The sequence below is a fragment of the Mesorhizobium sp. M7A.F.Ca.US.010.02.1.1 genome, assembly GCF_004023085.1.
Taxonomy (GTDB): Bacteria; Pseudomonadota; Alphaproteobacteria; order Rhizobiales; family Rhizobiaceae; genus Mesorhizobium.
Genome location: NZ_RZRV01000046.1, coordinates 1 through 13,322 on the forward strand (window position 1 = coordinate 1; position 13,322 = coordinate 13,322).

At 62.3% G+C, this 13,322-nt stretch carries 14 protein-coding genes and 1 other RNA gene; 6 read left to right on the top strand and 9 right to left on the bottom strand.

Annotated elements, in window-relative coordinates:
* Positions 1 to 242 precede the first annotated feature (242 nt).
* The 7 genes from recR to ffs form a co-directional block, all read right to left on the bottom strand.
* Positions 243 to 848: a recombination mediator RecR gene (gene recR, locus EOA19_RS29935; protein WP_128305643.1), complete on the bottom strand. Its 606-nt coding sequence runs from the start codon at positions 846 to 848 to the stop codon at positions 243 to 245.
* 112 nt (positions 849 to 960) lie between these two features.
* Positions 961 to 1,893, bottom strand: a complete 933-nt coding sequence (locus tag EOA19_RS29940) for a cell wall hydrolase (RefSeq protein ID WP_128305644.1) — start codon at positions 1,891 to 1,893, stop codon at positions 961 to 963.
* Positions 1,820 to 2,188 carry a hypothetical protein gene (locus tag EOA19_RS29945; protein ID WP_128305645.1) on the bottom strand — a complete coding sequence of 123 codons (369 nt, stop codon included), beginning with the start codon at positions 2,186 to 2,188 and terminating at the stop codon, positions 1,820 to 1,822. The genes EOA19_RS29940 and EOA19_RS29945 overlap by 74 nt, the downstream gene beginning before the upstream one ends.
* The gene (locus tag EOA19_RS29950; RefSeq protein ID WP_127293990.1) at positions 2,166 to 2,555 is read right to left on the bottom strand and encodes a hypothetical protein; all 390 of its coding nucleotides are present in this window, start codon (positions 2,553 to 2,555) and stop codon (positions 2,166 to 2,168) included. Before EOA19_RS29950 ends, EOA19_RS29945 begins: the two co-directional genes overlap by 23 nt.
* Positions 2,556 to 2,582: 27 nt before the next feature.
* Positions 2,583 to 2,906, bottom strand: coding sequence for a YbaB/EbfC family nucleoid-associated protein (locus EOA19_RS29955; protein ID WP_013527931.1), 324 nt, complete (start codon positions 2,904 to 2,906; stop codon positions 2,583 to 2,585).
* Between the two features lie 30 nt (positions 2,907 to 2,936).
* On the bottom strand, positions 2,937 to 4,748 hold the full coding sequence (locus EOA19_RS29960) for a DNA polymerase III subunit gamma/tau (RefSeq protein ID WP_128305646.1): 1,812 nt from the start codon (positions 4,746 to 4,748) through the stop codon (positions 2,937 to 2,939).
* Positions 4,749 to 4,853: 105 nt separating this feature from the next.
* An RNA gene (ffs, locus tag EOA19_RS29965) (signal recognition particle sRNA small type) lies at positions 4,854 to 4,950 on the bottom strand.
* Positions 4,951 to 5,120: 170 nt separating this feature from the next.
* Here ffs and EOA19_RS29970 point away from each other — a divergent pair.
* From EOA19_RS29970 to EOA19_RS29980, 3 genes are read left to right on the top strand one after another with little or no spacing between them, the layout of a single operon-like run.
* The gene (locus tag EOA19_RS29970; protein WP_128305647.1) at positions 5,121 to 5,540 is read left to right on the top strand and encodes an HIT family protein; all 420 of its coding nucleotides are present in this window, start codon (positions 5,121 to 5,123) and stop codon (positions 5,538 to 5,540) included.
* Between the two features lie 40 nt (positions 5,541 to 5,580).
* Positions 5,581 to 6,525, top strand: coding sequence for an NAD(+) diphosphatase (gene nudC, locus EOA19_RS29975; RefSeq protein WP_128305648.1), 945 nt, complete (start codon positions 5,581 to 5,583; stop codon positions 6,523 to 6,525).
* Between the two features lie 37 nt (positions 6,526 to 6,562).
* Entirely contained in the window at positions 6,563 to 6,868 is a 306-nt protein-coding gene (locus EOA19_RS29980) for a Dabb family protein (protein WP_127293984.1), read from the top strand.
* Positions 6,869 to 6,924: 56 nt separating this feature from the next.
* Here the strand turns inward: EOA19_RS29980 and EOA19_RS29985 are convergent, their stop codons facing one another.
* Together EOA19_RS29985 and EOA19_RS29990 are read right to left on the bottom strand one after the other, a co-directional pair.
* Entirely contained in the window at positions 6,925 to 7,788 is an 864-nt protein-coding gene (locus tag EOA19_RS29985; RefSeq protein WP_127293982.1) for a prephenate dehydratase, read from the bottom strand.
* Positions 7,789 to 7,797: 9 nt separating this feature from the next.
* Positions 7,798 to 8,526 (bottom strand): 3-deoxy-manno-octulosonate cytidylyltransferase, encoded by a 729-nt coding sequence (locus EOA19_RS29990; protein ID WP_128305649.1) that lies wholly within the window; start codon positions 8,524 to 8,526, stop codon positions 7,798 to 7,800.
* Positions 8,527 to 8,719: 193 nt separating this feature from the next.
* Between EOA19_RS29990 and EOA19_RS29995 the strand changes: the two genes are divergently transcribed.
* The 3 genes from EOA19_RS29995 (at position 8,720) to EOA19_RS30005 (ending at position 13,311) form a co-directional block, all read left to right on the top strand.
* Complete coding sequence (locus EOA19_RS29995; protein WP_128305650.1) at positions 8,720 to 9,406, top strand: cytochrome c family protein; 687 nt, start codon at positions 8,720 to 8,722, stop codon at positions 9,404 to 9,406.
* 156 nt (positions 9,407 to 9,562) lie between these two features.
* Complete coding sequence (locus EOA19_RS30000) at positions 9,563 to 11,443, top strand: extracellular solute-binding protein (RefSeq protein ID WP_023811444.1); 1,881 nt, start codon at positions 9,563 to 9,565, stop codon at positions 11,441 to 11,443.
* The gene (locus EOA19_RS30005) at positions 11,443 to 13,311 is read left to right on the top strand and encodes an extracellular solute-binding protein (protein WP_128305651.1); all 1,869 of its coding nucleotides are present in this window, start codon (positions 11,443 to 11,445) and stop codon (positions 13,309 to 13,311) included. The genes EOA19_RS30000 and EOA19_RS30005 overlap by 1 nt, the downstream gene beginning before the upstream one ends.
* Positions 13,312 to 13,322 lie beyond the last annotated feature (11 nt).

The following is a 13,322-nucleotide window of genomic DNA, read 5'->3' on the forward strand; positions in this document are numbered from 1 at the left end:
TCTGAGAGGTTTGCGTTCCTTCACACCCCCCTCTGTCCTGCCGGACATCTCCCCCGCAAGGGGGGAGATTGGCCGCTTCATCGGCGGCGCTCTTGTTGCAATGTCGGCGATTTGCGAAAACAAAGATGACATCCGATCTCCCCCCTTGCGGGGGAGATGTCCGGCAGGACAGAGGGGGGTGCTTGGCACCAGCCTCGACGGATGCGCAACAATCATGATCCGCATCCTCTGCCGCAACTTTGTCAAAACGCCGTCCGCGAGCGCAGCGCCGCGGCCAGCGTGCCCTCGTCGAGATAGTCGAGTTCGCCGCCGACAGGCACGCCATGCGCCAGTCGTGTCACCTTGATATCGAAGCCGGACAGCTGATCGGTGAGGTAATGCGCGGTCGTCTGGCCCTCCACCGTAGCATTGACGGCGAGGATGATCTCCTTGACCTCGCCACCGGCGACGCGGTCGATCAGCGAGCGCATGTTGAGCTGCTCGGGGCCGATGCCGTCGAGCGGGGACAGCGTGCCGCCGAGAACGTGGTAACGCACATTCATCGCCGCCGCGCGCTCCAGCGCCCACAGGTCGGAGACGTCCTCGACGACAATGATGGTGCCGGCATCTCGGCGCGGATCGGTGCAGATCATGCAAGGGTCCGATGTATCGACATTGCCGCAGGTCGAGCAGATGCGCACCTTGTCGGCCGCCTCGGCCATGGCGGCGGCCAGCGGCGACAGAAGCTGCTCCTTCTTCTTGATCAGATGAAGGGCGGCACGCCTGGCCGAACGGGGACCCAGCCCCGGCACCTTGGCCAGGAGCTGGATCAGACGTTCGATCTCGGGACCGGCGATTCGCTTCGACATCGCTCTGATCTAGGATTTTTCAGAGCGCTTTGGAACATCCGCATACGCATGACCGCCATATTGGCCTTGGCGGACCAAAATGGGCGGGGCCCATGGGATCATGGAGAGCAGATCAGTTGGTTTCGAGCGGCCGGCCCTGGCTGACGATCATCGCGCCGACAGCGTCGGTGTTCTCAGGCGTCGACTGGAAACCCATAGACGCCTCTTGCGGCGCTTCCTCGACCGAGGAGATGACCCTCGTCCTTGTGTTCAAGGTTCCGCCAAAACGGGCGGCATCCGGTTCCTCCATCGGCTCCTGCATCGCCACCACCGTCGGCTCCGCCGAGACACGCGCAGATTTCGCGGCCGGCGCGGCGGCCGCGGTCATATAGGTCTGTTGGGCAGGAGCGGACCGGACGGTGGCCGGCTTGGCCGGACGCACCGGCTCGGCGGACGCGACCATCGTCACCGGCTCCGCTGGCTTCTGCGGCGCCGCCGAGGCAATGGCGACCTGCGGCTCGTCCGGCAGCGGCTGCCAGTTGCGGCCGCGCTTCTCGTAAAAGGCATTGCCGCCGGCAACCATGGTGTAGTGCATGTTCTTGTAGGGGAAGCGTAGGCCGGCGGTGTGGAAGAACATGGTGTTCTTGAGCTTGGACTTGCGCTCCCCCTTCAGCACCGCGTCGGCGGCTTCCTCGACATCGGGCATTGCGCGTGAATTCATCGGCCTTGTCATGACGCCGGGGGCAAACTGCCCGCGCTCGCCCACCACCGCGCAGATGGTGCTGCCGTGCTTGCCGGAGCGCAGCCGGTTCATCACCACCGTGCCGACCGCGATCATGCCGTCGCGGCTCGAGCGGTTGGATTCAAAGAACATCGCCCGTTCCAGGCATTCCTTGTCCTTCGGCGTGTGGCTGTACGCCCGGGAGCTCAGGAAACCCGGCGTGATGGCGTCGGTCAGGCTGGCGACGGACATGCCGTGTGAAGTGGTCTGGCTACAGGCAGCCAAAAACAGGGGTGAAATGACGGCGCCGAGCAACAGCGGCGTCTTCCATCGCGTAGAAATCAACAGGTAACCCTCTCACTTCGTGCCCGCCCCCAAGCTGCGGCAAGAATGAGACACTTTCGGGCAAAATGATGGCCAAAACGTTATTAACAACGCGCTGTTGCCAAATTGGCACAATTTCCTGGTTTTCCAGATAGATCGCACCCATCATTTCACAAAGGCGATGACCTCTCTCTCTTTGTTTCGCCGCAATTGCCCCAAGGGAAAGCACTACGCGCTTTTCCCGGGCAAACGCTGTTAATTTCTCCTGGAACCGGTCTGCAGCCCGGCCGCAATCACGGCCGCTGGCCAGGCTCAAGCTCCTCGACCTTCTCCGAAAACAGGCCGCGCCGGAGGAACAGCGTCCGCGCCTCCCTGGCCGTCGGGGCGATCTTTCCCGGCCAGTCGCTGTCAATGAACTCAGCCTTGGTGAAGTCCGGATTTGTCTCGCTTGCCGCCTCCAGGAATTCGGCGATCTCCAGCACGATCGCGCGCTCGTCCTTCGAAAGCGCCGATGTGCCGGCTTCGATCGAAGGGCGATGGACGAAATCCTCGAACAGATAGAAATAACCCTTGATGCCGACGAGATCGACGCCGTCGTCACAATCGGCCAGGATTTCCAGGATCTCGTAGATCCTGTTGCGGATACGCTGCTCGATCAGTCTTTCGGAGGGCTCTTCGGTCATGTCGATGATGGGCGCGCACGCCGAATGCTAGAAGGGCAGTTTCATTCCCGGCGGGATCGGCAGACCTGCGGTCAGCGCCTTGGTCTTTTCCTGCATGATCTGCTCGACCTTGGTCTTGGCGTCGTTGTGAGCGGCCAGCACCAGGTCTTCCAGGATCTCGACATCGTCTTCCTTGAACAGAGACGGATCGATCTTCAGCGACTTCATCTCGAATTTTCCGGTCAGCGTCACATTGACCAGGCCGCCGCCGGCCTGGCCGGACGCTTCCAGCGTGGCGATCTCGTCCTGCATGGCCTGGAACTTGGCCTGCATTTCCTTCGCCTTGCCCATCAGGCCGAGAAGATCTTTCATGGTCGGGTCCTTTGCGGATTCGTGGCTGGATCAGGGTTCATCGTCGTCAGCCGGCGGCTCGACCGGCACTTCAGCCTCTGTCGTTTCGGCTTCCGGCGCGTCTGGAATGCGCACGTCGATGATCTTGGCGCCGGGAAAGCGCGCCAGGATAGCGGCCACGGTCGGGTCGCTCTTGGCATCGAGAAAAGCCGTCTCGCGCTTGGCCGATTCCATTTCGGCGAGCGTCTGGCCGCCCTCTTCCTTCGACAGCGAGACCAGCCAGCTGCGGCCGGTCCAGGCGCGCAATTTCGTCGTCAGGTCGTTGAGCAGCATCTTGGGCGCATCGCCGGTCAGGCCGACGTCGATGCGGCCGGGCTCGATGCGCACAAACCGGATGCAGCTCTTGACCAGCACCTTGAAGGCGATGTCACGCTGCGCATCGGCGAGCGCAATGATGTCGGCCAGCGATTTCAGCGGCGCCGATTCCATGGCCGGCTCCGGAGGAGCGACGTAGGCAACGGCAGCAGGCGAGGCTTCGACCAGCCGCATGGTCTGCGCACCGCCAGGACCGGCGGGCATGCGCGTCTGCGCCACCGCGCCGGCGCCACCGCCGTTGCCGGAACTTGCAGGCGCGCCATTCGGGCGCGGCGCGCCGCTTTGGACCGACGCTCCGCCCTCGAGCGATCTCAACGCCTCGTCCAGCGTCGGCAGGTCGGCGGCATGCGCCAGCCGGATCAGCACCATTTCGGCGGCACTGACCGGCCGGTTGGAGGACTGCACTTCGGGAATGCCCTTGAGCAGCATCTGCCATGTCCGCGACAGCACCCTGACCGACAGCGTCCTTGCGAAATCGGCGCCGCGCTGCCGCTCGTCCTCCGACAGCGAGGCATCCTCGATGGCCGTCGGCACGAAACGCAGCCGGGTGACGAGATGGTTGAATTCGGCAAGGTCGGTCAGCACGGCGGCCGGATCGGCGCCGGTGTCATACTGCGCACGGAATTCGCCAAGGGCGGCTGCCACATCACCCTTCATCACATGTTCGAACAGATCGACGATGCGGGCGCGGTCGGCAAGTCCCAGCATCGCCCGCACAGCCGCGGCACCGACAGTGCCGGCGCCATGGGCAATCGCCTGGTCGAGGATGGAGAGCGAATCACGGGCCGAGCCTTCGGCGGCGCGCGCGATCATCGCCAGCGCGTCGTCGTCGACCGCAATGCCTTCCTGGGCCGAGATCGAGCCGAGATGCGCGACCAGCGCGCCGGCGTCGATGCGCCTCAGGTCGAAGCGCTGGCAGCGCGACAGGACAGTGATCGGGACCTTGCGGATTTCGGTGGTGGCGAAGATGAATTTGACGTGCGGCGGCGGCTCTTCCAGCGTCTTCAGCAGGCCGTTGAAGGCCTGCGTCGACAGCATGTGAACTTCGTCGATGATATAGACCTTGTAACGGGCCGAGACCGGCGCATAGCGCACGCGCTCGATGATATCCCTGATGTCGTCGATGCCGGTATGCGAGGCGGCGTCCATCTCGATGACGTCGACATGGCGGCCCTCCATGATCGCCTGGCAATGCTCGCCGAGCACCGCGAGGTCGACCGAAGGCTGGTCGATATCAGCGGTTTTATAATTCAGGGCCCGCGCGAGGATGCGCGCCGTCGTGGTCTTGCCGACGCCGCGCACCCCGGTCAGCATCCAGGCCTGGGCGATGCGGCCGGTGGCAAAGGCATTGGTGAGGGTGCGCACCATCGGCTCCTGGCCGACCAGCTCGGAGAAGTTCGAAGGACGGTACTTGCGCGCCAGCACGCGATAGGCGGCGGCCTTGCCTATCTCCAGGCTTTTTGGTCCCGAATTTCCGGCTTCGCTCATACGCCCGTAAAGCTCCAAATGGCCGCGCCCGAAGGCGGCCGATTCCTGCGCATAGTCTCGCCCGCGCTGCAATGCGTCGTCAATGTCGCGAGAGGGGCCGATGAGGTGGGAGGCTGGAACAATGACCCGTTCCGGGCTCGTTAGGGCTGCTTCCTTCCGGACCTGACCCGGTTGGCGAGTGGATCGTCCACCACCAACCTCCCGCTTTCCATATCGGCAATTGCGCGACGAAATGCAAGTCCGCCGAAGAAATCGCAAAATATGGAATTGGCGCACCAATGCGTGAGGGGCGCAATGATTCGCTTGCAGCCCCCTTGCCGCCGCTCTAGCCTTCATGTGTTGAGCAAACCAAGAAAAGCAAGGGAAACGCCGATGCTGCCGGGCCTGGAGGCCGGATTCACGCTGGACGCACGGCTGGAGGCGGACAGCGAACAGTTGATGTGGCTTGGGCTGTGCGAATTGCGGGTGATGAACGACCGCCGCTGGCCATGGCTGCTGCTGGTGCCGCAGCGGCCCGGCGCGGAGGAAATCCATGACATGACGCCGCTCGACCAGACGATGCTGACCTTCGAGACCAATATGGTGGCGCAGGCGCTGAAGAAGGCGACCGGCTGCACCAAGATCAACACCGGCGCGCTCGGCAACATCGTGCGCCAGTTGCACATCCATGTCATCGCGCGTTCGGAAGGCGATCCCGGCTGGCCAGGCCCTGTGTGGGGACATGGTCTGCGAGAGCCCTATCAACGTTCCGACTTGCGACGGTTTGCCGAAACGATCCAGGCGGCGCTATAAGCGTTCCCGTGTCCATCCCTCAACGTATCCCAGAGTCCCCATGAGCTTCCGCCTGTTTGACGCGCCTTTGCGCGAGCCGAGCCAGTTCGTCGGCTTTGCCGGCAACATGATCGACCGGCAGTCCGAGAACCGCGCCGACGATTCGGTCGACAAGGCGCTGGCCGATCCGGCGACGCGGCTGCTTCTGATGCATGGCGGCCGGCTCTATTTGAAGCTCGGCGATAGCGGCGCTCTCGATCCCTGGTTCGGCGCCACCGAGAGCGAGCCCTTCAAGGTTTCCCTGGCGCAAGGCATCCTGCTCGGCTTTTCCGAACTAGGACCGGTGCTGGCCGTGCCCGCCGGCGTCGAACCCGAACAGCTTCCGGAAACAGTCAAGGCCATCGACTACCGCTCGGTCTACATGCAAGGGCTGATCGACGAGGCGGCGGCTGGCGCGATGGCGCAAGGGGCGGCCCTGCTTGCCTGGCATGCCAGCCATCGTTTCTGCAGCAAATGCGGTACAGAATCACAGATGCGGGCCGGCGGCTACAAGCGCCATTGCCCGAATTGCGGCACCGAGCATTTTCCGCGCACCGACCCGGTGGCGATCATGCTGACGGCGACGCGGGAAAAATGCCTGCTCGGACGCGGCCGGCATTTCGCGCCGGGCATGTACTCGGCCCTTGCCGGCTTCATCGAGCCGGGCGAGACGATCGAGGCGGCGGTGCGCCGCGAGACGCTGGAAGAGGCCGGTATCCGGCTTGGCCGCGTCGTCTACCACGCCAGCCAGCCCTGGCCGTTCCCCTATTCGCTGATGATCGGCTGCTTCGGCGAGCCGCTCAATGACGATATCCAGGCCGACCTCAACGAGCTTGAGGACTGCCGCTGGTTTTTTCGCGACGAGGTGCGCCTGATGCTGGAAAGGACGCACAAGGACAATCTGGTCACGCCGCCGAAAGGCGCCATTGCGCATCACCTCATCCGCGCCTGGGTCGATTCAGAATGATGGCAGCGAACACCGAAAGACATTGCAGGAGCAGGACATGATCCGTCACACCGTCGTTTTCACGCTGAAGCATCCGCCGCATTCGCTGGAGGAAAAGCGGTTCCTGGTCGACGCCAAGAAAATCCTAACCGCGATCAGAGGCGTCACGCATTTCGAGCAATTGCGGCAGATCAGCCCCAAGAACGACTATCATTTCGGCTTCTCGATGGAGTTCGCCGACCAGGCCGCCTACAACAGGTACAACGACCATCCGGACCATGTCGCCTTCGTGCGCGACCGCTGGGTGCCGGAGGTCGAGGCCTTCATGGAGATCGACTACGTGCCGCTGGGCGCGGTGATTTAGGGCATGGTCCCGAAAAGTGGAAACCGGTTTTTGGACAAGATCATGCCCAGTAGCGATCAGTCCGCAACCTTCCACTGCTCACGCGACTCACTGGCCGGATAGACGCCCAGAATCCGCACTTCGCGGGAGAAGAAACGGAGCTCGTCCAGCGCAAGCTTGACCAGCGGGTCGTCGGGATGGCCCTCGATGTCGGCATAAAACAGCGTCGCCGTGAAAGCGCCCAACTGGTAGCTCTCCAGCTTGGTCATGTTGATGCCGTTGGTGGCAAAACCGCCCATCGCCTTGTAGAGCGCGGCCGGCACGTTGCGGACGCGAAAGATGAAGGTCGTCATCATCTTGACGTCGGGTGATGGGCGCTCGGCCCATTGCTTGTTCTTGGTCAGGACGACAAAGCGGGTGACGTTGCTGTCGGTGTCCTCGACGTTTTGCTCGATGATGTCGAGCCCGTAGAGGGTCGCTGCCAGCGCCGGCGACAGCGCCGCCATGGTGCGGTCCTTGACCTCGGAGACCATCTTGGCTGCACCAGCCGTATCGCCGGCGACGATCGCCTTCCAGCCGTTCTTGCGGATGTATTTGCGGCACTGGCCAAGCGCGTGGATGTGGCTGTGCACCGTCTTGATCTCGTCGCGCCTGACGCCCGGCAGCACCATCAGCTGGAAATGGATCGGCAGGAAATATTCGCCGATGATGTGCAGCTTCGATTCCGGCAAGAGATGATGGATATCGGCGACGCGCCCGGCAATGGTGTTCTCGATCGGGATCATGGCGAGATCGGCCTTGCCGGTCTCGACCGCGTTGAACGCATCCTCGAAGGTCGGGCACGGCAACGGCTCCATCGATGGATAGACGTTGCGGGAGGCGGTGTCGGAATTGGCGCCCGGCTCGCCCTGGAAGGATATTCTGTTGGTCTTTTCAGGCATGCCGATATCTCAGGTTGAAAGGATCTGTCTGGCGCGTTCGAGGTCTTCCGGCGTGTCGACGCCGAGCGGCAGCGACTGGACGATCTCGGCGTCGATGCGCATGCCGGCTTCCAGCGCCCGCAACTGTTCCAGCCGCTCGCGCCGTTCGAGCGGCGACGGCTTCAGCGCGACGAAACGCTCAAGTGCTTCGCGGCGATAGGCGTAGAGGCCGACATGATGATAGAGCGGCCCCTCGCCCCAAGGCGCCGTGGCACGGGTGAAATAGAGCGCCCTCAGCCTGCTGCCGGAAAGCGGCGAACCGACGATCTTGACGACATTGGGATTGGTCTTTTCCTCGTCGCGGACGATCTCGACGCCGAGCGTGGCGATGTCCACCGCACTGTCCTCGAAAGGCCTGAGCGACGCGGCGATAATCTGCGGATCGATGGTCGGCAGGTCGCCTTGCACATTGACGATGGTTTCGACCTTGCGCCCGGGGTCGAGCGCGATCAGCGCCTCGTGGATGCGGTCGGAGCCGGATTCGTGATCCGTGCGCGTCATCACGGCCTCGAACCCGTGCGCGCGCATCGCTTGCGCCACGCTTTGCGTGTCGGTCGCCACCACCACCCGGCCAAGGCCGGCTTCGGCGGCGCGGCGGGCGACATGGACGATCATCGGGGCGCCTGCGATGTCGGCCAGCGGCTTGCCCGGCAGGCGGGTCGAGGCCATGCGGGCCGGGATCAGGATCAGCGTGGACATTTCGGGTGCAAGGCGTCTCGAAAGAGGACAGGGAAAGTGGCAAAAGGTCTCACTGGAAGCGCCCTTATAGGTGTTGCAACGCCGCAGCAAAAGACCTAGTTTCCGCCCGATTTGACCGCCCTGGCAGGACGGGTCACGATACCGACGGACGGAGTGGACGGTTCTGTCCGCCGGAAAAGGGAGCAAGGGGCGTATGGATTCCAACGAAGTCAACAAACTGCTCGCCGGATTGCTCGGAACCGTTTTCGTCGTCTTCTCGGTCGGCATTGTGTCCGATGCGCTGTTTGCCTCGCCTGCGCCGGAAAAGCCCGGCTTCGCCATCGAGGCCGCGGAGCCCGCCGAAGGCGGCCCGGCCGCTCCTGCCGCAGCCGAAAAGCCGATCGCAGATCTTCTGGCCAATGCAAATGCCGAACAGGGCGCTGCCATCTTCAAGAAGTGCCAGGCCTGCCATTCCGGCGAAAAGGGCGGTCCTAACAAGGTCGGCCCCGATCTGTGGGACATCGTCGACCGTCCGGTCGCCTCTCACGAGGGCTTCGCCTATTCGGCGGGCATGAAGGAATATTCCAAGGGCGGCACAGAGAAGTGGACCTACGATAACCTCAACCACTTCATCACGTCGCCCAAGAAGGACGTTAAAGGCACGGCGATGGGCTTTGCCGGCCTGCCGAAGGAAGAAGACCGCGCCAACGTCATCGCCTATCTGCGCACGCTGTCCGACAATCCCAAGCCGCTGCCGGCACCGGGTGCCGCCGCCGATGCAGGCGCCAAGCCTGCCGATGCAGCCGCTCCGGCAAAGCCGGCTGATGGTGCCGCGCCCGCGAAACCGGCCGCTCCTGCCGCCCCGGCTCCGGCCGCACCCGCACCGGCGCCTGCCCAATAGTCAGATATCATCTCGACGACCTTGAAAAAGCCGGGTTCAGCCCGGCTTTTTTGTTGGGAAAACCGCATAGGCGGCGACAAAGCCGCGCATGGCGGTTTTCACGGGCGCCAAATCATCTAGATTGCCGATGAACGGGCATTGCGAAGAGGATAGTGCATGACGGTTGGCCGAACGCTTCTCAAGTCGTTGCTGGCGGCAGCCCTTCTGGCGGCGGGATTGCAGGCTGCCCTCGCCGATGAATGGCGCACCACGTCATCGCTGATCGGCGAGTCCAAATACGGCGCCAATTTCCAGCACTACGACTACGTCAACCCCGACGCGCCCAAGGGCGGCACGCTGAACCGGGTGGTGATCGGCACCTACGACAACTTCAATCCTTATATCGTGCAGGGATCGCCGGCGGCCGGCCTCGTGGGATTCGGCGGCGGCCTACTCTACGACACGCTGATGGAGCAGGCGACCGACGAAGGCAGCACCAGCCACCCACTGATCGCCGATGCCTACAAGTATCCGGCCGACTATTCCTCCGCGACCTACCGCCTCGACCCGCGCGCCAAATGGCACGACGGCCAGCCGATCACTGTCGACGACGTGATCTGGTCGTTCCAGGTGCTGAAGGCCAACAGCCCGTTGTATAACCGCTATTTTGAGAACGTCACGGACGCGGTCGCGGTCTCCGATCGCGAGGTCGAGTTCCACTTTAATCAGAAAGGCAACAGGGAACTGCCGAAGATTCTCGGCGATCTCGTCGTTCTGCCAAAGCATTGGTGGGAGGGCAACGACGCCAGCGGCAAGAAGCGCGACATCACCAAGACGACTCTGGAGCCGCCGCTGGGGTCAGCGGCCTACAAGATCGCGAGTTTCAAGCCGGGTTCCGAAATCGTCTGGCAGCGTGTGCCGGACTATTGGGGCGCCAAACTGCCAGTGAAGATCGGCCGCGAGAATTTCGACAGGCAGCGTTTCAGCTATTTCCTTGACGACAACGCCGGTTGGCAGGCCTTCACCAAAGGGGGGTTCGAAGACTTCCGCGCCGAGACACGCGCCCAGCGTTGGGCGGTCGAATACACCTTTCCGGCGATCAAATCCGGAGATGTCATCAAAAAGGAGTTCCCCACAACCTCACCGGAACCCATGCAGTCCTATTTGATAAATACGCGCCGCCCGCTGTTCCAGGATGTACGCGTACGCCAGGCACTCACCTACGCGTATGATTTCGAGAGCATGAACCGAACCATTTTCTTCGGCGCCTATACGCGCACAGACAGCTATTTCGAAGGCGGCGATCTGGCCTCGACCGGCCTGCCACAGGGCAAGGAGTTGGAGATACTCCAGCCGTTTCGAGACAAGTTGCCACCTGAACTGTTCAAGCAGGAATTCAAGCTGCCGGTCTACGACACGCCACAATCGGGTCGCGAGAATTTGCGCAAGGCCTACGAGCTTTTCAAGCAAGCCGGCTGGGTCAATCAGGCCGGAAAGCTGGTGAATGCGAAGACCGGCGAAGTGTTCAAGATCGAGTTCCTCGGCAACGATCCCGTTGACGAGCGGGTCGCCTCGCCTTTCATCGACAATTTGCGGCGGCTGGGCATCGATGCAACGCTGCGCATTGTCGATGACAGCCAATACACCAACCGTACTCGCGCTTTCGACTTCGATATGCTGGCGCTCGCAGGTTTTCAGCAATCCAACTCACCCGGCAACGAACAGCGCGACTTTTTCAGTTCCACAGCTGCGGACAGGGCCGGATCACGAAATTTGGCCGGCATCAAGAATCCTGTCGTCGACGCACTGATCGACCGCGTCATCTTTGCAACGGACCGAGACGACCTGATGGCTGCGACCCATGCCCTTGACCGAGTGTTGCTTTGGAACTTCTACATGGTGCCGCAATGGCACCTGGGGAAAGTTCGGGCCGCATACTGGAACAAGTTCGCAATGCCTGAAAAACAGCCAACCTATCTCGGCGTCGATTTGGACTCTTGGTGGATCGACCCGGACAAGGAGAAGGCGCTGGCGGCCAAATACAAGGGTGGCAATTGATGGCGGCCCTTGCCCGCCGCGACTTTCTCGCCCTGGGCAGTGCCGCGGCAGCCGCCGCCTTGCTGCCCGGCAAGGCCTTCGCCGACACTGCGACCGGCACCAAGCTGCACGGCCTGTCGGCCTTCGGCGACCTCAAATACAAGCTCGGTTTCGCGCATTTCGACTACGTCAATCCGGACGCCCCAAAGGGTGGCCAGATGAATTTCGCGCCGCCGAACTCGACCCTCAATCAGAGCTTCCTGACCTTCAACACATTGAACTCACTGGTGTTGAAGGGGGAGGCGCCGCCGCGTACCGAACTTTGTTTCGATTCCCTGATGACAAGCGCGCTCGATGAGCCCGATGCGGCCTATGGCCTGCTTGCCGAAACCGTTACCCTGTCGCCGGACCGCAACGGTTTCCGCTTCGTGCTGCGGCCGCAAGCGCGTTTCCACGACGGCTCGCCGCTGACCGCGCAGGACGTTGTCTTCTCGCTGAAGCTCTACAAAGACAAGGGCCATCCGAACCTTTCCCAGGCGTTGCGGTACATGACCGACGCGGTTGCGGTCGATCCCGCTACCGTCGATCTCACCCTCAACGGCAAGCAGTCGGCGCAAAACATCCTTGCGATCGTGGGAATGCCTATCGTCTCCAAGGCCTTTTATACGGCCAATGATTTCGATGCTTCGACCATGACACCGCCGCTTGGCTCGGGTCCCTACAAGATTGGACGCGTGGCGGCCGGACAGACTGTCGAATATGACCGCGTGGCCGACTATTGGGGCCGCGATCTGCCAGTGAACCGCGGCCTCTACAATTTCGACCGCATCCGCATCGACTTCTATCTTGACCGGCAAGCGGCATTCGAGGCCTTCAAGAAAGGCGACACGCATTTTCGCGAGGAATTCACCTCACGGGTATGGGCTACCGGCTACGACTTTCCGGCGCTGAAGGACGGCAAGGTCGTCAAACGGGAATTTCCCGGTGAGAAGACGCCGGACATGCAGAGCGTCGCGCTGAATCAGCGCCGTCCGCAATTCCGCGATGAGCGGGTGCGGCGGGCGATCGCCCGGTGCTTCGATTTCGAATGGATGAAGCGGGCCTTGTTTTACGGCTCCTACGAGCGTTCTCAATCGAACTTCGAACGATCGGATTACAAGGCCGAAGGCCTGCCCTCGCCTGAGGAATTGGCCCTGCTGGAGCCGTTCCGGGCCGAGTTGCCGCCAGAGGTTTTCGGTGAAGCGGTAACACAGCCCCTGTCCGACGGTTCGGGCCATGACCGCAAGCTGCTGGGCGAGGCTTCGAGATTGCTCGCGCAAGCCGGCTGGAAACGCGATGGCAGTTTCGTCGTCGACGACAAGGGTGAGCGACTGCGGGTCGAAATGCTGGCGGAGGACGACGGCATCGTTCGCATCTACACCCCGTGGTCCGAGAATATGAAGGCGATCGGGATCGACGCATCGATCCGGCAAATCGATTCGGCGCAGTATGAGCAGCGGCACAGCAATTACGACTTCGACCTTGCCTTGCTGCATTGGTCGATCGGGGCGACGCCGACCGACGACAGCCTGCAGATGCTCTATGATTCCCGGATGGCGAAAATCCCGGGGCAACGCAACTATCCGGGCACCGAAAGCAAGGCCATCGACGCCCTGATCGCGGCAGCCGGCAAGGCGAAAGACCGTATAGAACTCGTCACGGCGCTCAGAGCGCTCGACCGGGTCTTGCGCGCGCGCCTCGACTGGATTCCAACATACTATCTGGCGAATCACCGCGTCGCCTATTGGGACATGTTCGGCTTTGTCGAACAGAAGCCCGATTTCGGCTTTCCGGTCGAGACGCTGTGGTGGTTCGATAAGGGCAAGGCGGCAAGAATTGGCAAAGGCTGAGATGTTCGCTC